Here is a 19,621-nt window from a genome sequence, read left to right as displayed (position 1 = left end):
GCCCTGAGTGATGCCCATGAGCTTCATCGACCAGACCAGACCCTCGGCGGAAGCGCTGGCGCTGTATCGCCTGTTTTCCGAAATCCAGAAGACCTACGTACAGCTGATGGCCTTCACCGACCGCACGGCTGCCAGGCTCGGCACCACCGGATCCCGGATCATGGTTCTGAGCACCATATCCCTCGGACCGGTGACCGTCTCCGCGGTAGCGCGGAAAATGGCCATGAGCCGGCAGAATGTTCAGCGGGCAACGGATGCTCTCGTCAGGGAGGGCCTGGTCGGGTACCTGCCCAATCCGAATCATCGCCGGGCAAAACTGGTCCAGCTGACCGACCATGGCTCCGAGGTGATGCGCGAATGGGTACGGGTCGGCGGAGAGTCAATTCAACAGGCCGCGGACCGCATTCCCGGCAAACGCATAGCGCTCGCGACACAGACACTGGAAGAACTGTACGAGCAGGTGTCCGCTCTGACGGCCGAGGTCAAATCACCTGTGCGGACAACCGGCACTCGACGCGCCACAGCGCCAGCCCGAACCAGACGCTGAACGCCGACAGCAGCGCAAGGTGCATGAGGCTCGCCTGTACGAGCGGCACGAGGATACCAACCGTCAGGCTCGCTACAGCCAGCGACACGAAGGACTGCGTCGAGGCGGCAGACCCCCTCGCCTGCGGAAACAGATCGAGCATCCGCAGCGTCAGCACCGGGAACACGAGCTGGGTTGCGATACCCGACAGGAACAGCGCGATCTGCTGGAGCCAGACAGGCAGTTCGCCAAATTGCCAGTGCAACAGCAGCCGCAGCGTACAGGTGGTGACGATCAGCGCGAAGCCGAAGCCAGCCTGCCGCATCGGCGGAATCCGTCCGGCCAGCCGACCCGAAAGCGTCGCACCCAGCGTGAAACCGGCAATTATTGGCAGAAACAGCCAGATGAACTGTGTTTCACTGAGCTTCCAGTGATCGAGAATCAGTGACGGCGCCGCACCCACGTAGCAGAACACGCCGAGGAAATTGAAACTCGCGGCCAGTGCCAGCAGCAGGAACTGCCGGTCGCGGATAACGCGAAATGCCGCTGCCGCCAGCGCACGCAACGAAAACGGGACACGATGTTCCGGTGCATGGGTTTCCGGCAGCCGGATATGGGACGAGATCACCATGACCAGGCCAAACAGCGCGAGGAAGGCAAACACCGCACGCCAGCCCAGCGCGACGTGAATCCAGCCGCCGATGACCGGTGCGAGAGCCGGTGCGACGCCAAAGATCAGCGTGACCAGACTCATCAGACGCTGCGCCTGCGGACCCTCGTACAGATCGCGGACGATCGCCCGTCCCACCACCATGCCGGCGCCGGCGGTCGCCCCCTGCACGGCCCGGAATGCGAGCAGCGAGCCGAAGTTTGGTGCCAGCACACAGGCGAGTGAGCCAAGCGTGTAGAGACCGAGGCCCCAGATGATCACCGGCCGCCTGCCGAGCGCATCTGACAGCGGCCCGTGAAACAGGGCAGTGACCGCATAGGGCAGCATGTAGGCCGTGAGCGTCTGCTGCATCTGCCAGCGGGAAACGTTCAGGTCCGCTTCCATGGCACGAAATGACGGGAAGAAGGTATCGATGGAGAACGGGCTCACCATCGACAGGCCGGCGAGAAGCACGGCAAGCCCCAGATATTGCGGTACGGTACGAGACACTAGATCGGGTGGCCGCCAGTCCGGCGAGGGCCTCGCGCTGCAGGCTTTACAGTATCGGGGGTGAACATCATGATCGGGAATGATAAGGGCATTTGCAGTCATGAAAGCAGCATTTTACGCAGCACACGGTGGTCCGGAGGTTCTGCAGATCGGCGAACTGCCGATACCGGTGCCTGGCGATGACCAGGTACTGGTGCAGGTCGCCGCCGCTGGCGTCAATCCCATCGACCGGCGTTTGCGCGGCGGAGAACTGCAGGAATACATCACGCGCACCTTTCCTGTCGTACCGGGCTGGGATCTGGCCGGCCGCATCGTCGCCACGGGAAAAAATGTCCGCGACTGGAAGCCCGGCGATGAGGTACTGGGGCTGGCATTCAGCTGGTCTGTACAGCACGGCACTTACGCGGAATACGCACCGATCGACGCCTCCGCAATTGCAGCCAAGCCGGCAACGATGTCGTTCATCGAAGCCGCCGCCCTGCCACTGGTCAGCCTGACCGCCTGGCAGGCGCTCGCCGAGTACGCGAATCTGCAACCGGGACAGACGGTGCTCATCCAGGCCGGCGCCGGTGGTCTCGGCAGTGTCGCCATACCGATGGCCAAACGACTCGGCGCAATCGTCCACACGACTGCGCGGCACAGGAACTTCAACTATGTGCGCGGTCTCGGTGCCGACCATGTCATCGACTACAGCACTTCCGATTATGAGCAGGTACTCAGGGTGCAGGAGCCGGATGGTCTGGATGTGATACTCGAGTCACTGCTCGGGGATGGCATCGCAGAAGCGGCGATCCGCCTCGCAAAGACCGGCGGCGTCGTGGCCTACATGAACAACGAACCACCGGACATGCCGGAAATCGCAGAGCGGAACATCAAGACGGCATTTTTGCACCACCGCCCCGATGGCGCGATGCTCGCCGAACTGGTCGCCCACTTCGCGCGTGGAACATTCCCGATACCGCGCATCAAGGTCCTGGACCTCGACGCGGCACAGGAAGCGCACCGGCAATCGGAAAGCGGCCAGACGCAGGGCAAGCTGGTGCTGAAAATCAGCGATCTGCTGACTTAGCGGCGCAGCAACTTTCCCGGCAGGATCTTGCAGAGATGCAGCAGATTGTTGCTGGTCCAGTACAGCACCATGCCCGCCGGAAAGGTGTAGAGCAGCACGAAAAACAGTGCAGCCATCGCATACAGCCGCAGGCGCTGGCTGGCCAGCAATTCCGCGGACAGCGAGGCTTCTTCCTGCACGCGCGCTGATGCGATGGTAAACAGGGTCATCAGCACCGGCAGGAAATTGAGGTATCCGCCAAAAAACGGCAGCACGCCCGGCAGGGCCATCACCCGGTCGGGCAGCGACAAATCCTGTACCCAGAGAAAACCGGCACCGCCGAGACCGAAGTTCTCACCGAGCATGTCGAATGCAGCGATGAAGACCGGGATCTGGATCAGGAAACCGGCGAGACTCTTCAGCGTATAAAACTGGCTGACACCATGCTCCGCATAAACTGCCAGCGTACGGTGGTGCGCCTCCTCGCCCCTGAACTCGCGCCTGATGGCGGTGAGTTGCGGTTGCAGCAGGCTTTGCGTGCGGTTGACCTCAGCCTGCCAGCGTTCGGCGACAAAGGTCAGCGGCCACATCAGCAGCTTGACCGACAAGGAGAGGAGCATGATCGCGAGGCCCCAGTTGCCGACCAGCTGCTGTATCTGGCCAAGCAGCCAATGCATCGCAAATGCCAGCGCGCGCAACCAGTCCCACAGCGAGGCGTACATCATGCCGCGCAGTTCAGGCGCCACCGCCCCAAGCTCCGTGGCCTGCACCGGACCGGCATAGATCTGCAGATCCAGATTGCCGCCGCCCGCGCCATCGCGTCGGATGCCGAGCTTCGGCTGGTCCGGGGCGATGTCGGCGGCTGAAACCCGTACCGCATCCTTTGGCTGCAGCAGGACCGTCCAGAAGCGACCGCGCAGGCCCACCCATGTACCGGGAACAGACTGGCGCTCGGCTGCGCTCGCGTCCTCATCGCCGCTCAGGTTCTGTTGACCATCCGCATCGACGCTTATGGCCCGGGCATAGCTGTAAAAACTGCCGAAGCCCGGCAAAGGTGTGCCGACCAGGTCTGCACCGCCCGTCAGTTCCAGTACCGCCCCCGGTGGCATCTGCAGCGACGCCGACAGCGTCCGGCCATCACGCGCAAGTGCATAACGGTGAACAAGGCGCATGCCGCGGAATGGTTCCAGCGAAGTCAGGATGACCGTTGTGTGGGTATCCGTCTGCCGATATTCGGCACGGTAGGTCAGCGCATTGAGCTTCCGGCCCGCCTCGGGGTCGCCCGGCACATGCCAGGCGAAGCGGCTGCCGCCGGCCCCAACGCGCAACAGGGCGGTCTGTCCGGCACCTGGCTCGTCGGTGCCCGCGCAACGCTCCATGCAACCGAGCCAGCGGCCGGGCAAGCCTCCGTAGGGATTGATCAGCAGCTTCTGCTGGTCGCCATCCAGACGAATGGCCTGGGCATGCGCCGCCCCGGCAAGCAGCACGGCGAGAATCACCATGACGCAGCTGCGCATCAGCGTCTGCACTCCGCGGCGATCCGTGCAATGGCCTGCGCCCCGGCCGGACCGCTATTGCCGAGGTTGTATACCGATTCTTCACGCAGCTTCGCGACTTCGCGCCTGAAGCGCGCCGGGTCGCGCACCAGTTCGCGAATCAGCTGCGGCGCTTCTGCCAGACGCTCCGGTTTGAGCAGCGCACCCAGCCTGTTCCGTACATATGACTCGAAAGGCTCCATGCCGAGTTCCGGCCAGGTGTCGTTGCGCGCCTTGGGCGGTACATCGATATAGAGCACCGGCTTTTCAAGTCCCATGCCGTAGTCCTGCCCGGCGCCCGACCAGTCGGTGATCATTACATGGGAATCGTGGAGCGAATCACTCTCACCCATCTGCTCCACCAGCCTGAAGCGTGGATTGGCGCCATGCCGGGCCACGATGCGGTCGATGACTTCGGGCATCTTCCAGCGCGTCTGGTAGTGCGGCCGCAAAGTCAGCCGGAATCCGGCTGACATCAGCAAGTCCGCCAGCTCGCTACCGCATACCGGCAGGATCGTCTCCTCGCCCCAGGACGGCGCGAGGAGCACATGTATGTCGCCATCGCTGCTGATCGGCGGCGCTTCGCGGCGGTTGGCCAGCAGTTCTTCCAGGCGTCCGTAGCCGTGCGGGATCAGCTGTTTGGCTGGCAGCTTGTGCAGTTCTTCACGGCGGCGGATTTCCCGCATCTGGTGCGGACCGGCGCAGAGGATGGTGTCGTACCTGTCAAAGGAGTTGGCGTAGTCAGCCATGTGCGTGCTGATCAGCGAATGAAACATGTAGACCACGTGCACCGGATGCACCGAACGCTTGAGATCCAGGTTGCCGAAATCGAGAATCTGCGTGACCAGCACATCCGCATCCAGGAACTGGCAGAACCAGATCCGCCAGAGCCCTGTGCCGATGCAGAAGGAGCGGATCAGTGGCGACGCCTGATGCAGGCCCGGATCACCCGGATCCGACGACACATAGAGTACCGGTTCGCCGAGGACGTCGGTCAGGTGGCGGACGACCGGCTCGAAGTGATGCCAGTCCTGCCCGCTCTCGGCGAGAAAAACGATACGGCGCTCGTCGCGCGGTATGCGACGGAATGCACGATAACCGCTCCAGTCCCGGAAGAACGTCACGGCCATGCGCAGCGGGCGGGTCCGGCAGCTGCTCAGCTGCGACGGGAACCCTCATCTCCGGAGGCCGGTGGTTGCGACTTTTCCGCATCGGTGCGCCCGGCCGGCTTTTTGTCCGGTCCGCCACGGAACAGCGACTTCAGCTTGTACCACCAGGTCTTGACCGCAAGAGCCGCCGTGGCAAACAAACCGACGATGGCCGACAGGATCATGCTGCCGGTACTCGGATCCAGATAGGCCTGCGCGAGCGGCGCAAAGCCCAGCAGACTGAGCAGCGCGACCGTCATGATGGCGGCATCGGGTTTCCGTTTCATGGCCTTGTAATGTCCTGGGTCGGGAGCGAAAACTGCTGGCTGTATACAATCATTGGGCAGGCACTGCAACGCTGGCGGCGGAACGACGCATCACCTCTGCATATACGGTGTCCCGCACACGCGCCAGATGCGAAGGATCGTCGATCTCGCCCCAGACCAGGTCGGACATTACCGGGCAGACGATGGCTCGCTTGCGCGCGGCTGCGACCAGGCAGTCGGTTTCGTAGTCGAAGCGCAGCGTCGTTGCAAAGGCGCGGCCGGCAATCTCGCACATCAGCCGGAACAGTTCTGCGGAAATCTTCGAGATGCCGACCAGTTCACCCGCCGGCGGGCCACCCAGGGCCGCCGGTTGCTTGGACATGGCGAGCAAACGGCCATCCCGCACCTCGACATACACCTCGTCGCCGGCGCCCGTCGGACCGGACAGCAGCACGGCATCAGTCGCCGGCTCATCGAGCAGGCAGCGCAACGCACGCGGCTCATAAACCAGGTCGGATTCGAGCAGCAGAAACGGTCCCTGCACCATATCCCGCGCACACCAGAGCGAATACATGCTGCCGGAATCGGCATAGCGTTCGTTGTGTACCACGCGCACCAGGCCGGCACGAGCCCTGGCAAGATCATTGTAATGCCCTGCGCAGTGGCCGGTCACGATGATCACCTCCCCGATACCTGCAGCGACCAGGCGGTCGATGGACTCCTCGATGATCGGTTTCTCACCAAGTCGCAGGAAGCCTTTCGGACAGTCCTGCACGTGGCCGGCGAGCCGCGTACCTCGCCCGGCAGCAAGGATGACGGCCGTATCAATCACGGTGGCACTCATGGACGGGCGCCCAGATTTCCGGTCAGCGCCGTACACAGGCGGATCAGGTCTTCTTCCTGGATATCGCCCATATGCGCAATGCGGAAGATTTGCCGGCCCAGATCACCCTGTCCGGCGTAGATGATAAAGCCCTCGGCTTTCAGTGCCGCGTGCAACTCCGCATAACTGCGATGCGCCGGCAACCGGTATGACCAGAGCACACTGGAGTACTCGTCCGGGGGCAGCAAGGTCGCAATACCGCAGACCGACAACGCGGCGTGGATACGCTGCGCGCGGGCCAGATAGAGCTGGCGGCGCGCCTCGGCACCACCCTCCCCGGCATGCTCGAGCAGCGCCTCATGCAGTGCGAATGCAATCTGTACCGGCAGCGTAAATGGCGAGTAGCCGTCGCGGTGCTGGGCCGCGTAGTAGGCGCGCAGGTCCAGATAGATGCTGCCGGCGTTCGGGGCCGGCCCGGCCCACAGATCATTGCGAGCCAGCACGAAAGACAGGCCGGGCGCACCGTGCAGACACTTGTTTGCAGTACCTGCCAGCGCACCGAGATTCAAGGCAGCAGCATCGATCTGTTCCGCGCCGAAACTGCTCACTGCATCGAGCAGCATGGTCAGGCCACGCGCCTGGCATAACCGCCCGACGGCGGCGATATCGTTGAGCCGCCCGGTCGTCGTCTCGTGATGCACGATGGCCAGATGACTGATGGAGGGGTCGCTCTGCAGGCATTTCTCCATCGCCGCCAGGTCGATGCCTGCCGTCCAGTCGTGTTCTGCCACGCGGTGCGGTTTGCCATGCGCCGCCAGCATGCGCTGCATGCGTTCACCGTACACGCCGTTGGCAACCACCAGCGTCGCACCGTGGTCGGGGGCAAAACTCGAAAGCATTGCTTCCACGGCGCTGGTACCCGAACCGGCCAGCGTGACGGCGCAGTAGTCCTGCACGAGGCTGCCATGCACCTGCGCCAGCCGCAAATTGATATCGCGAATCAGCGCAGCGAATTCAGGTTCCCGATGGCACCAGTCACCGGCGGCGAGCGCGTTGCGTACCCGTGCGGTGAGTGTCACAGGTCCCGGATTGAGCAGGATCAGACGCTGGTTTTCCGTTGGCCGCTGCTGCATGAATCAGTCCCTGAGATGCTGCCGCAAACGCGCTGCGACTTCGGCAGGCGTGATGACCGGACGCGGCAGCTTTGCCGGCACACCGGGCAGCACCGGCACATGAATGAACAGCGGCCCGGACGAATTCGCGGCGAGGAGTGCGGAGAGTTCCCCCGGCTCGCTGGCCGTCGCGACGACCGGATAGCCGCAGGCCGCCGCGATCGCACAGAAGTCCACGTGCGGCGACACCGTACTCTGGCCACCGGTGGACTCGTGTTGCCCATTGTCGATCACGATGTGCACCAGGTTATCCGGCCGTTCATAAGCCACCGTGCTCAACGCACCAAGCCTCATCAGCGCAGCGCCGTCACCGTCGATGGCGATTACCCGTCGGCGTGGCTGCGCGAGTGCGATACCAAGAGCAAGGCTGACCGCACAGCCCATCGAACCCACCATGTAGAGCTGATTGGCCCGGTCACCGAGCGCGTAGAGTTCGCGGCCCATGTAACCCGTGGTTGCCACCAGCACATCGCGCCCGGAGTCTGCGGCCCGGATTGCTGCGAGCATCGCCTGTCGCCGGGCGACGGCCGGCCGGCGCAGAACAGATGCGGCCTTGAGCGGCACCGGTGCCCTGAGTGCTCCGCTCAACGCGCTGTCGGCGACACTTCCCTTGCGCATGACCAGCGCATAGGGTCTCTGTTCGGTCTGCATGCGTGCGACTGCGACATCGAGCGTCGGTGCAATCGCCGCGTCGCTGGCCGGAAACAGCGTCCACGGAATATCCATCAGCTCCAGCATGCGCGGCGTGATCTGCCCCATCAGTTCATGCTGGGGCTCATCGGCATGACCGCCCGGTTCACCGCGCCAGGTGACGATCAGCAGTATCGGAATGCGGAACGTCCAGGTCAGCGAGGTGAGCGGATTGACCGCATTGCCGAGACCGGAGTTCTGGAACATCGCCACACCACCGCAGCCGCCGAGCTCCGCGCCGGCAGCGATCGCCACCGCATCGCCCTCGTTTGCAGCAGCAACATAGCGCAGCCGGTCCGAACCGATCGTGTAGTTGATGAATGGCGTCAGATAAGAACAGGGCACGCCGCTGTAGACACTGAAACCGCGCTTCGCCGCGGCCGCAACAAAACTGCCGGCCTCAATCATGCAAAGCTGCCCGCTGCAACCACGTCTTCCAGGCTGTCGATATCCAGCCAGTGCCCGGTGGTGTAGATCACGCGGATCCGCTCGCCACCGCGTACCAGCTCCGTGAGCAGTTCATGCAGCTTGGCTTTGCGGTTCCCCGGCTCCGCGGCCAGCGCAGCCACGGTGTTGCGAAATCGCGGCAGCGCGGCCGCAGAGATCTTCATGAAGCCCATCCACTCGCCGTGGATCGCGCTCTCGGGCAAATCCTCTGCTGCACGCTCCAGGAATGTCTGCTGATAGAAGGCGCGTCGCGAATGCGGCTGGGTGCAACTGACGTAATCGGCGGCCCTGCCGCGGTTTACCGACTCGTGCCATTCGGTATCCACCACGATCGCAAAATCGTCATCGGTTTCGGCCAGCGCGTCGAGTATGTATCGCTTGAAAATCACATCGCCATAGGAAAGGTACAGGTCCATCGAGTCATCGGGATCGCCGGCCAGACCGCAGGCGAGCGAAACCAGCTCACTGGTATCCGCATAGTCGGCATTGTCGGCATAGCTGATCGCCGGCAGGTCGACAGCTTCCGGCAGATAGCCGCGCACCACATTGATGCGTTTGATGCCCGCCGCGTTGTAGGCCGACACGATATGCGAGAGCAGCGGACGGCCGCGGATTTTCACCATGGTCTTCGGCCGGTGCTCGGTCAGTTCGCCGAGCGCCGAGCCACGCGACGCGGCCAGGATCAAGGCACGCGAGCGTGCCTGGCGCTTCGGCAGATAACGCTCTTCGGCCTCCTGCAGCTCCGATGCGCCCTGCAGCCGGAACAGCTCCTTGACCGGCGCGATACGGTCCTCGACCGAGCGCAGGTTCTGTTCCCGATGAATGGTCCGCGCGGTTTCCTGCATGGCGACCACTGCCGCGCGCAACAGCTGGTTGGCCCAGATCGCGATCGAAAAGCCGGCTTCGCGGAACACGTCCGTGGGCGTGGCATGATATTTGGTCGGTACGATGACGACCGGCGAACGGCCCGCCCATTCCTTCTGGAAGGCAAGCACCTCCGTCGCGCTGCCGAGCGCACTGTGAATCAGGATGCCGTCCGAACCGGCCGCATGATAGGCCTCGGCACGGCGCATCGCCTCGTCGAGCCCCCAGCCCGCAATGAATGCCTCGACCCGCGTGATGATCGCAAACTCGTCGTCAGTCTGCGCATCCTTGCCGGCCTTGATGCGGCTGCAGAACTCGTCGACATCAGCCAGCTGCTGCTTGTCACCGTCGATAAAGCTGTTGGTCTTGGGATAGAGCTTGTCCTCGATGCAGACCGCCGCGATGCCGCGCTGTTCCAGCTTGCGCACCAGGCGACGCACATTGTTGAAGTTCCCGTAGCCGGTATCGCCGTCGAGCAGGATCGGGATGCTGGTCGCATCGGCCATGAACTCGAGCATCTCGAGGACCTGCGTCCAGCTCGCCTCGTTTGAATCGCGCACCCCGTACTGTGCCGACATGCACAGGCCACCCGCCCAGATGCCGCGAAAACCGGCCTCCTCGCCGATCCTGGCGCTGATGCCGTTATGGGCCTCGATGAGGAATTCAAGCTCCGGGCTGGCCAGCAGTTGCCGGAACCGGGTGGTTTTTTTCAGTTGCATTCCCGGTCGCGGTGCGTCCTGCCCGCCTCCAGCGCAATTTACAGCCCTTAGTGTACCGGACGCAGCCAATCCGACGGTATCACGGCGCTATTTCTTCGCCATGGTCTCGGCAGAGTAGCGCTCGCCCGTCTGCAGCATCACATCGGTGCCGACGGTGGCATTGAGTCGGGAGAAATCGAACATCCGGTCGAGCATTCCACGCGTCGTACCGTCGGCCTTCAGCGTCGCGAGGTACTGGCTGGCCGCGAAACCCACGACGCGGACCATCGCACCGGGGAAAATGGCCAGGCGGAAGCCGATCTCACCAAGTTCCCGGATGGACAACAGCGGTGTCTTGCCGCCCTCAACCATGTTCGCAAGCAGCGCCACACGCCCACCCAGCTCACGGCCCACCCGCGCCATCTGCTCCGGCGTACGCAGTGCTTCGACAAACAGCACATCTGCGCCGGCCTCGGCATAGCGGTGCGCCCGCTCCAGCCCGGCCTCGAAACCGTCGACCGCGATCGCATCGGTGCGCGCGACGATTGCAGTGGCCGGATCCATGCGCGCATCCTGCGCCGCCCGCAACTTGCCGATCATCTCCGCTGTGCTGACCAGCGTCTTGCCGTCCAGGTGACCGCAGCGCTTTGGCAAGGTCTGGTCTTCGAGCTGGATCGCGGAGGCGCCCATCTTCTCCAGCAGGCGCACGGTACGCTGCACGTTCAGCGCATTGCCGAAGCCATTGTCGCCGTCCACGATCAACGGCAGGCTGACACGGTCACGGATACTGCCGACGGTTTCGGCGACTTCCGTCAGGGTGGTCAGGCCGATATCGGGACGACCGAGCCGGGTGAAGGCGATGCTCGCCCCGCTCACATAGGCACAACCGAAGCCCGCCTGTTCGATGAGCAGCGCCGTAAAGGCGTCGTAGCAGCCCGGCGCAATGAAGGGCTGCCCGACCAGCAGTTCGCGTAAACGCGTCGTGTGTGACATTCAGGTTTTCTCTTTTGCCAAACGCAGTTTCAGCCAGGGCATCAGTCCACCCGCCTCGATCATCGCCATCAGATGCACGGGCAGACCCTGGACCGTCCAGCTCTCCCCGGTCGCCGGCCGCTCGATACGGCCCGTCACCGGATCCAGCTGCAGGGCATCGCCGGCGCGGATCTGGCCTGCGTCCGGAAAAACCAGCGCGGGCAGGCCAAAGTTGAGGGCATTGCGATAAAAGATCCGGCCGAAGGACACGGCGAGCACTGCGCCGACGCCCAGATGCGTGAGTGCCATGGCCGCCTGCTCGCGTGCGGAGCCGATACCAAAATTGCGGCCGGCGACGATGAGGTCGCCGGGCTGCACCTGTCGGGGAAAATCGGGATTCACGGCCTCCAGGCAATGCCGCGCCATCTCCGCCATCGGTGCCTTGAAATACAAACCCGGTGCCATGACATCGGTGTTGATGTCGTCACCGAATACGAAGGCGCGTCCACTGATGGGCTTCATGCGAGAAACTCTCGCGGATCGGTGATCCGCCCGGCTACCGCCGATGCCGCCACGGTATAGGGAGATGCAAGGTAGACCTCCGCAGAATTGGCACCCATGCGGCCCTTGAAATTCCGGTTGGTCGACGAGATGCACACCTCGTTTTCCGCCAGCACGCCCGCACCGAGAGCGGCACAGGCGCCGCAGCCGGTGGGCAGCAGGTATGCGCCCGCCGCGGAGATCGTCGCCAGCGTACCGTCGGCAGCCGCCTGTGCCATCACGGCTGATGACGAGGGCGCAACCAGCAGCCGGGTACCCTTCGCCACTTTCCGGTCCTTGAGCACTTCAGCGACCATATGCAGATCGGTGAGCTTGGCGCCGACGCAGGCACCGATGTAGGCCTGGTCGATATGCACGCGGTCGCAGCCGTCCACCGGCCCGCTGTTGGCCGGTGAGTGCGGCGCCGCCACCTGCGGCACCAGATCATCGGCAACGTAGCTGCGCACATCAAGGTATGCGGCATCGGCATCGCCACGCCACTGCAGGGCATCGGTGGCCGGTTCCCGGCCTGCCGCGCAGATCGCCGCCAGCGTGACTTCATCGGCCGCGACAATGCCGGTTTCCGCACCCAGCTCGGCCGCCATGTTGGTCAGCACCATACGCTCCCAGACCGACATGGCACGCACCGTCTCGCCGCCATACTCGATCACCCGGCCGCCATTCTCCATTCCGAGCTCGCGGCACAGGAACAGGGCGATGTCCTTGGCGACAACGCCATGCCTGAAGCGACCCGACCAGTTCACCTGAACGGTCCCCGGCACCTGGATCCAGATCTCGCCGGTCACCACCACGCCGGTCATTTCGATGGCACCGAAACCGGCCATGAAGCAGCCGAAGGCCCCGCCCATGCTGGAATGGGAATCACCACCACAGGCAAACATTCCGGGTTGCAGCAGGCCCTGCTCGGCGAGCAGCACGTGGCCGATACCGCGCATATCGAAGAAATTACGGATGCCGAACCCGGCCGCGAAGTCGCGTGTCAGCTGCAGGATGGCCGCCGACTCGGCGTCCACGGCGGGCGTGAAATGATCGGTGCAGAGCACGATACGGTCCGCATCCCAGACGCCGGTTCCCAGCTCTTTAAGCCGGGGCCAGATGCGCCGCGGGCCGCCGGAGTCGAGCAGCAGGGCCAGATCCACCCTGCAGGTCAGGATTTCGCCCGGCCGGGCCACCGGCTGCCCCGCAGCGCGCGCCAGAATCTTCTCGCTAAGCGTCTGTCCCATGGCCCGATGGCTCATCCGATGCTGGTCGCGCTTGACCTGCCGTGTTTACAGTCCGGACAATGTCGCTCCCTTTCAAGGCGAACGCCCGGCACCGTACCATGCTGATACAGGTTCTGAAGTCCAAAATTCACCGGGTCACGGTTACCGCAGCCGACATCAATTACATCGGCAGCATCACCATCGACGAAGACCTGATGGATGCCGCCAACCTGATCGAAAACGAGCAGGTACACGTGCTCAACCAGCGCAACGGCGAACGCATTATCACTTACGTCATCAAGGGCGAGCGCGGCTCGGGCGTCATCTGCATGAACGGGCCCGCCGCACTGCTGTTCTCGGTCGGCGATATCGTCCTGGTCCTGTCCTATGCCGGAATGGATTTCTCCGCGGCCAAGGCCTTCAAGCCGACCATCATCTTTCCCGACACCGCCAGCAATCGCCTGGGCTCAGCCAGCGGCTAGAGGATCCCCTTCAGCTTCTCGGCGATCTTCGCCACATCTGCCGGATCAGCCTGGCTGACGTCCGCATACTCGGTGAAGCGCTCCGGAATCTTGATCGTCGCGTCGATGCCCATCTGCTCACCGACCATCGGGAAGCCCTGCGGGCCCTTCGGCGCCGAGGGATCGAGCACGAAGGCCTGACCCGAGCGGTTGATGATGATGTCGCTGTAAGGCTGCACGCGGGTCTGTATCGCCCACTCGACTGCCGACAGGTCGTAAGGGTTCACGTCCGGCCCGACAACCACGGCGATCTTGGCGGTTCGCGGCCAGCGGCCGGCGGCGCCCCACAGCGCGTGCAGCACATACTTGCCGAATTCCGGATGCGGCTTGTGCGCACCATCGACATTGAGCTGCACGATGTAAGTCATGTTCGGCGTGACCACGCAGTCTTTCACTTCGGGAATCTTGCGCTGCAGGTCGGAGAGCATTTCGCCCTCGATCGGGATCAGCGCCAGGTAGTTGTGATCGAAGGGCGGCATCATCTCGATGGTCGCGTACCAGAGCGGATTCTTGCGATGGGTGATGCAGGTGACATCGAACAGCGGGAAGACCTGGTGCTTGTCGTAGTAACCGACCGAGTTCGAATGCCAGCCGATGATCTGCTGCGGCACGTCGGGCTGGAATACGCCTTCGATCACGTATTCGGCAGTCGCCGGCACCTCCAGATCGACCGTCTCGCACTTCACCAGTTCCACCGGCGAACCGCGCAATCCGCCCGCATACTCGTATTCGTCCAGCCCGTAGGGCACGCCGGTCGCCGCAGCCATGTGCACGGCCGGATCACACTGACAGGCCACCGCGATCTCCAGCGGCTTGCCCATGCGCTGTGCCTTGGCCAGATGCAGGCCGATGTGGTTCATCGGCGGATTCCAGAAGGCGAAGATCGACAGCTGCTTCTTCTGTTCCTTCTCCGCATAGCTGCCACCCTGCGGATGCTTGCAGTTCCACAGCTGCGTCAGGCGATACCAGCCGACGTTGCGCACGCCTGTTTCCGGATCCTTGGTGACGACCACACCACCGGTGATGTAGGAAGCACCTTCCTTGCCGATCCAGACATGCGGCAACTGCTTGTCGACAGAAATATCGTCCTTGCCAATCACCACATCCTTGCAGGGTGCCTTGCTGCGCTCGACCATGGTCGGCTTGTGCCAGGTGGAGCGGTCGTTGAGGATGCTGGCATGTTTCATCTTGGCTTCGATGACATCCGCGGTCCCGATGGTGAGACCGGTGCGCTCGCGGGTACCAAAGGGATTGAAGATCACGGGTACGCCAGGCGTGTTGTAACCCTGCAGGTTTTTCAGCATCAGTCCGGGACCATTGATCTCGGCGAGATAACGCATCAGCGCCTGAAGCTCATTGGTGCCCTGGCCGCAATCCAGGGCCACATCCACGTCCTTGAGCTGGCCGATCTTTTTCAGACTGGCCAGAAATTCCCGCATGTCCTTGAACGCCATCGCCCGTCGCTCCCTTGATTCGCAGCCCTGAACCGTAATCCGCAAACCATAGCATGACGGCCGGACCGGAGCAGCCCGGCAGATGCTCCATATCGACAGGGGCGAGCACGAATGGCGGCGATATCCGGTAGGCTATGCGCCCTGCGGGCCAACGGCCATTCTGTAAACAGGAAGACGGACATGACAAAGAGCCAGAAGAAAGTCGCAATCGTTACCGGTTCAGCTACCGGAGTGGGTGCAGCAGCAGCCATCCTGCTGGCTGAACACGGCTGCAACGTGGTGATCAATTACACGCGCAGCAAGGCCGAGGCCGACGAGACCGCAGCGACCTGCAGCGCCAGGGGTGCAGAAACCATCGTCTTCCAGGCCGACGTGTCTGACGACGACGCCTGCCGCGCGATGGCAAAGGCCGCCGTCGACAAGTGGGGCCGCATCGACTACCTGATCAACAATGCGGCGCGTACCAAGTTCAATCCCTACCCCAAGCTCGATGGGGTAACCAAGCAGGACTTTCTCGACATCTATGCCGTCAACGTGGTCGGCGCCTACCAGATGATCCGGGCCGTCACACCGATCATGAAGAAGCAGGGCTTTGGTGCCATCGTCAATGACTCCTCGATCGGCGGCGTAACCGGCATCGCCTCGTCGATTCCCTACGCTGCATCGAAAGCGGCACTCAACCTGATGGCCAAGTCGCTGGCGCACGTACTGGCGCCGGAAATCCGCATCAACACCGTGGTACCAGGCATGATCCAGACCCGCTGGCTGAAAGGCGGCATGGGCGACGAGCAATATGCGGCGATGATCAAGACGATGGGCGATCAGCTGCCGCTGAAGAAGGTGGCCACCGCCGAAGACATCGCCGGCGTGCTGGTATGGTTCCTTGAAGGCCCGCACCTGATCACCGGCGAGACCCTGATCGTCGACAGCGGTATCCATATCGGGACGCTGCCGCCCTACTCCAGCGGCGACTCCTACTGAAGGGCGGACTCAGAGACGGAATTCACGCTTCCAGCCGAAACCGCGCGTGCTGTCGATGAGGCGTATCCATTCGGGTGTCAGGCGCCAGAATGCCGTGCTCTGCAGCCGCGTGGCGATCAGCTTTTCGCTGGCTTCACGCGGCGACTCGAATATCCGTCGCACCTGGATGAACTTGGCCAGATAGCTTGCCAATGCAGCGGCCCGGGCAACGCCGCTCAGGACCTCGGCCCGCCCCTCGACCTGCAGGCCGATCACCTCATCCCAGCCTGCAACATCGCGGTTGATCGCGGCGACCACGCGTGGCTCGCGATCCATGTCGCGCCCGTGACGCGTCTTCAGATCCGATACGAAATAAAGGTTGCAGCGCTCGTCGCTCGCATAGAACACGCTGGCCGCCCAGGCGCCGCCTTCGCCGGAAGTCGCCAGCGTCAGCGTGTTGTGCCCGGCCAGCAACTCACGCACGCGGGCAAAATCAGCATCGCCATCCGGCGCGGTCATTTCTTCGCTGCGTTCCGGCCGGCCGCTTTCGCACCCTGCCAGCGTTTGACCAGGCCACTCTCTATGCCGAACAGGTCCAGCACGCGCCCCACACTGTGGTTGACGATGTCGTCAAGCGTCTGCGGCTCGTTGTAGAAAGCCGGCATCGGGGGTGCAATCACTGCGCCCATCTCGGCAGCCTGCAGCAGCAGCCGGCAGTGACCGACATGCAGCGGCATCTCGCGCGGCATCAGCACCAGCTTGCGCTGTTCCTTGAGAATCACATCTGCAGCCCGCACAACCAGGTTGTCGGCATAGGAATTGACGATGCCCGAAAGGGTCTTCATCGAGCACGGCGCGACGATCATGCCGCCTGTGGCAAATGATCCACTGGCAATGGTTGCCGCCAGGTTCTGGTCGTTGTGCACCTCGTGGGCGAGGGCTTCCACATCCCGTGGATCCCGGTCGGTTTCCAGCGCGATATTCAGCTTGCCGCCATTGCTCAGCACCAGATGCGTCTCGACATCCGGCACTTCGCGCAGCGCCTCCAGCAGGCGGATGCCGTAAATGGCACCGCTGGCTCCGGTAATCGCAACGATGAGTCGCATGAACACTCCCGCGGCCAGCTGACAACATACAGACACATGCATGATACTGGCCGACAATGCGGGCCGCCACCCGCTGATTTAACCGAACCGGGGACCCGCGATGATCGAACTCTTTACCCAGCCCGAAACATGGATCGCCCTGCTGACGCTGACTGCGCTCGAGCTGGTACTAGGCATCGACAACATCATCTTCATCTCGATCCTGGTCGACAAGCTGCCGCCACAGAGCCGCGAACTTGCCCGCCGCATCGGACTCGGCCTCGCCATGTTCATGCGCATCGGCATGCTGCTGCTGCTCGCCTGGATCGTGGGCCTCACCGAACCGGTATTCACCGTGCTTGAACAGCCGGTTTCAGGCCGGGACCTGATCCTGATCGGCGGCGGCCTGTTCCTGCTCTGGAAGAGCACCGGCGAGATTCATCAGCTGCTCGAAGGCGAAGCCGGCAGTCGCTCAAGCGTCGTGGTGGCCACCTTCAGCGGAATCATCATGCAGATCATCATCATCGATCTGGTCTTTTCCCTGGACTCGATCATCACCGCCGTTGGTATGGTCAGCGAAGTCCCCATCATGATCGCAGCAGTGGTTATCTCGGTAGTACTGATGATGGTGTTTGCCACGACGATCGGCAATTTCGTTTCGGCACACCCGACCATCAAGATGCTCGCACTGGCCTTCCTGCTGGTGGTCGGTGTCGCACTCATCGCCGACGGGCTCGGCACCCATGTGCCACGCGGCTATATCTACTTCGCGATGGCCTTCTCGGTAAGCGTCGAGATGCTCAACCTGCGGCTGCGGAAAAGGGCCGCCGCTCCGGTCGAGCTGCACAAGGCCTACACAGCCGAAGCACCGCCGGCCACCGGCGCGCCCCCAAAGGATGCGGGGCGCACCAGACGTTGATGTCTAGGGGCTCACCGGCTCCGCAGCTGCGGAATTCCTGGCCGGGAAACCGGCCAGCATTTCAGCGACAGCGCTGTCGATTGCGTCGCCCGGATTTTCGCGCATCTTTTTCGTGACACGTGCTTCAGCAACACCCTCCCAGACCAGCGCTTTTCTTGCCGCATCGACGACATCGATGTTCAAGGTGCCCTGCCGGTAATTGCGCGTCTCGATGTCATAAGGATAGCCGGCCCAGGCACCATACATTCCAGTCCGGTAACCATAGTAGCCATAGCCCATGCCGACGCTCGGTGTGCTATAGATCTCCGACTTGTCCACCACGTTGAGATTGAAGTTGAGCAGCAACTCCGCGTCGCGGTCCACATAGGTGTAGCCGCGCTTCTCCAGCTCGCGACGGGTAGCGTTCTTGAGCCTGGCGGTGAGTATCGTGGAATAACCCGCCTTGTCGGTCGCCATGGGACTGAAGAATCCGAAGGTCCGATAGCCGGGGATACTGACATTCGGATCGCTATCCACCCGGATATCCGGACCAGAGGCACAAGCGACCAGACCCATCACCAGCATGACGAGAAGCAGCCCGTTGAACGCTGTGCGCATGCCCGTCGATTCATTCATCATCGCGATACTCCTGCAGAGGGCGAGAGCTGCATTGTATGTGAGACTGGATCATCCGCCTCCAGACCGGTCATATGCCCGAGACTCGCTCCGGCTGTTGCCGCGCATCATATGGGACAGCTTCCGTTTCGCTTGCACCCACACGGCAGGGCGACAATAATTTCATCCCGGCCGCCGTGCTCATCAGTCATATCGGCCTCCAGGACACTGAATTTCCGCACCACGACAGGGACGTCATGACTCAACCGGCCGGTATCACCGGCGCGATCAGGCCCGCCGGCCGGTTCGCGCACATCGCCTTCTTGTACTGCACGACGCTGGGCACTTACCTCTTGTCAGCCCTTTGCTTCGCCTGGTACGCACAGACAGACGAAATCGCGCTGTTGCTCCTCGGCTGGGTGGCTTTCGGCACCGCCTCTGATTTTCTCAGCCATATTCTCGGCCTGCATTTCGGCAGACACCGACGGTTCCTGCTCTGGTATGCGCGGATCAATTTCAGCGCGCTGTGCTTTGGCATTCCGTTCACGACAATGGCCGGCGCATTCGTCATCGCCGCAATCGACCCGGGCGGCATCAGTGCGCGGATCGTGCCGTACCATGTGGAGATCCTGATTGCGTCCCTGTTGTTCGGTGCATTGTTCATGTTCGCCCGCTTCCGGCATATCGAGATCGCCGGCGGCGTGGAACTGACGCTGGACAAGACGGACCCGTACACGAGCAGGATTTTTGCCGCCCGCCGGGGCTTTCTCGGCCTGTCGCTGCTGCTCGGCATCACGGTCATGGCCGACGGTATCGGCACGCCATGGGCCATCTGGGCGGCGCTGTTCGGCGGCTCGTTCATCGCCACCGTGCCCCTGCACATCATGCACAAGCACTACGCTTCGATGTTTTTCGAGGCCTTCACGCTCGCCGTGCTCGGCTACGGTTCCTGGCTGGTGTTCGTCGCCTGATCGCCA

General features: G+C 62.9%; 21 protein-coding genes. 6 read left to right on the top strand and 15 right to left on the bottom strand.

From position 1 onward, the window contains the following. Positions 1-16: 16 nt before the first annotated feature. Entirely contained in the window at positions 17-547 is a 531-nt protein-coding gene (locus H6979_00610; GenBank protein MCP5138347.1) for a MarR family transcriptional regulator, read from the top strand. On the opposite strand, the gene H6979_00605 is transcribed toward H6979_00610, so the two are convergent. Beyond that, positions 483-1,685, bottom strand: coding sequence for a multidrug effflux MFS transporter (locus H6979_00605; GenBank protein ID MCP5138346.1), 1,203 nt, complete (start codon positions 1,683-1,685; stop codon positions 483-485). The two genes, H6979_00610 and H6979_00605, sit on opposite strands and share 65 nt — an antisense overlap. A 100-nt stretch (positions 1,686-1,785) precedes the next feature. On the opposite strand from H6979_00605, the gene H6979_00600 reads away from it, so the two are divergent. Beyond that, complete coding sequence (locus H6979_00600) at positions 1,786-2,754, top strand: NADP-dependent oxidoreductase (GenBank protein MCP5138345.1); 969 nt, start codon at positions 1,786-1,788, stop codon at positions 2,752-2,754. Here the strand turns inward: H6979_00600 and yidC are convergent. From yidC to H6979_00550, 10 genes are all read right to left on the bottom strand, one after another. Continuing rightward, positions 2,751-4,250, bottom strand: a complete 1,500-nt coding sequence (yidC, locus tag H6979_00595; protein ID MCP5138344.1) for a membrane protein insertase YidC — start codon at positions 4,248-4,250, stop codon at positions 2,751-2,753. The genes H6979_00600 and yidC overlap by 4 nt on opposite strands. Continuing rightward, complete coding sequence (locus tag H6979_00590) at positions 4,250-5,398, bottom strand: CDP-glycerol--glycerophosphate glycerophosphotransferase (protein ID MCP5138343.1); 1,149 nt, start codon at positions 5,396-5,398, stop codon at positions 4,250-4,252. Before H6979_00590 ends, yidC begins: the two co-directional genes overlap by 1 nt. A 26-nt stretch (positions 5,399-5,424) precedes the next feature. Further along, positions 5,425-5,703 (bottom strand): hypothetical protein, encoded by a 279-nt coding sequence (locus H6979_00585; protein ID MCP5138342.1) that lies wholly within the window; start codon positions 5,701-5,703, stop codon positions 5,425-5,427. A gap of 49 nt (positions 5,704-5,752) precedes the next feature. Then, a complete protein-coding gene (locus tag H6979_00580; GenBank protein MCP5138341.1) occupies positions 5,753-6,526 on the bottom strand; it encodes a phosphocholine cytidylyltransferase family protein in 774 nt (257 codons plus the stop codon). Further along, the gene (locus tag H6979_00575) at positions 6,523-7,608 is read right to left on the bottom strand and encodes an aminotransferase class V-fold PLP-dependent enzyme (GenBank protein ID MCP5138340.1); all 1,086 of its coding nucleotides are present in this window, start codon (positions 7,606-7,608) and stop codon (positions 6,523-6,525) included. Before H6979_00575 ends, H6979_00580 begins: the two co-directional genes overlap by 4 nt. 33 nt (positions 7,609-7,641) lie before the next feature. After that, positions 7,642-8,775: a phosphonopyruvate decarboxylase gene (aepY, locus tag H6979_00570; GenBank protein MCP5138339.1), complete on the bottom strand. Its 1,134-nt coding sequence runs from the start codon at positions 8,773-8,775 to the stop codon at positions 7,642-7,644. Beyond that, entirely contained in the window at positions 8,772-10,397 is a 1,626-nt protein-coding gene (gene aepX, locus H6979_00565) for a phosphoenolpyruvate mutase (protein ID MCP5138338.1), read from the bottom strand. Before aepX ends, aepY begins: the two co-directional genes overlap by 4 nt. Positions 10,398-10,484: 87 nt before the next feature. After that, positions 10,485-11,369 carry an oxaloacetate decarboxylase gene (locus H6979_00560; protein MCP5138337.1) on the bottom strand — a complete coding sequence of 295 codons (885 nt, stop codon included), beginning with the start codon at positions 11,367-11,369 and terminating at the stop codon, positions 10,485-10,487. After that, entirely contained in the window at positions 11,370-11,870 is a 501-nt protein-coding gene (locus tag H6979_00555) for a 3-isopropylmalate dehydratase (GenBank protein MCP5138336.1), read from the bottom strand. It lies immediately after the preceding gene. Further along, positions 11,867-13,147: a 3-isopropylmalate dehydratase large subunit gene (locus H6979_00550; protein MCP5138335.1), complete on the bottom strand. Its 1,281-nt coding sequence runs from the start codon at positions 13,145-13,147 to the stop codon at positions 11,867-11,869. Before H6979_00550 ends, H6979_00555 begins: the two co-directional genes overlap by 4 nt. Positions 13,148-13,230: 83 nt before the next feature. Here H6979_00550 and H6979_00545 point away from each other — a divergent pair, with 83 nt between their 5' ends. Beyond that, positions 13,231-13,593 carry an aspartate 1-decarboxylase gene (locus H6979_00545; protein MCP5138334.1) on the top strand — a complete coding sequence of 121 codons (363 nt, stop codon included), beginning with the start codon at positions 13,231-13,233 and terminating at the stop codon, positions 13,591-13,593. On the opposite strand, the gene H6979_00540 is transcribed toward H6979_00545, so the two are convergent. Continuing rightward, positions 13,590-15,086: a UbiD family decarboxylase gene (locus H6979_00540; GenBank protein ID MCP5138333.1), complete on the bottom strand. Its 1,497-nt coding sequence runs from the start codon at positions 15,084-15,086 to the stop codon at positions 13,590-13,592. The genes H6979_00545 and H6979_00540 overlap by 4 nt on opposite strands. A gap of 180 nt (positions 15,087-15,266) precedes the next feature. On the opposite strand from H6979_00540, the gene H6979_00535 reads away from it, so the two are divergent. Further along, on the top strand, positions 15,267-16,067 hold the full coding sequence (locus H6979_00535) for an SDR family oxidoreductase (protein ID MCP5138332.1): 801 nt from the start codon (positions 15,267-15,269) through the stop codon (positions 16,065-16,067). Between the two features lie 9 nt (positions 16,068-16,076). On the opposite strand, the gene H6979_00530 is transcribed toward H6979_00535, so the two are convergent. Together H6979_00530 and H6979_00525 are read right to left on the bottom strand one after the other, a co-directional pair. Then, entirely contained in the window at positions 16,077-16,565 is a 489-nt protein-coding gene (locus tag H6979_00530; protein ID MCP5138331.1) for a pyridoxamine 5'-phosphate oxidase family protein, read from the bottom strand. Continuing rightward, a complete protein-coding gene (locus H6979_00525; GenBank protein ID MCP5138330.1) occupies positions 16,562-17,152 on the bottom strand; it encodes a UbiX family flavin prenyltransferase in 591 nt (196 codons plus the stop codon). The genes H6979_00530 and H6979_00525 overlap by 4 nt, the downstream gene beginning before the upstream one ends. 100 nt (positions 17,153-17,252) lie before the next feature. Here H6979_00525 and H6979_00520 point away from each other — a divergent pair, with 100 nt between their 5' ends. After that, positions 17,253-18,050 (top strand): TerC family protein, encoded by a 798-nt coding sequence (locus H6979_00520; GenBank protein MCP5138329.1) that lies wholly within the window; start codon positions 17,253-17,255, stop codon positions 18,048-18,050. A gap of 3 nt (positions 18,051-18,053) precedes the next feature. On the opposite strand, the gene H6979_00515 is transcribed toward H6979_00520, so the two are convergent. Further along, the gene (locus tag H6979_00515; GenBank protein ID MCP5138328.1) at positions 18,054-18,665 is read right to left on the bottom strand and encodes a DUF4136 domain-containing protein; all 612 of its coding nucleotides are present in this window, start codon (positions 18,663-18,665) and stop codon (positions 18,054-18,056) included. Positions 18,666-18,901: 236 nt separating this feature from the next. Between H6979_00515 and H6979_00510 the strand changes: the two genes are divergently transcribed. Further along, a complete protein-coding gene (locus H6979_00510) occupies positions 18,902-19,615 on the top strand; it encodes a hypothetical protein (protein MCP5138327.1) in 714 nt (237 codons plus the stop codon). Positions 19,616-19,621: the final 6 nt, after the last annotated feature.

It is taken from the genome of Chromatiales bacterium, from assembly GCA_024234935.1.
In the GTDB taxonomy this organism is placed as follows: Bacteria; Pseudomonadota; Gammaproteobacteria; order Steroidobacterales.
This window is presented reverse-complemented; position numbering and strand designations above follow the sequence as displayed.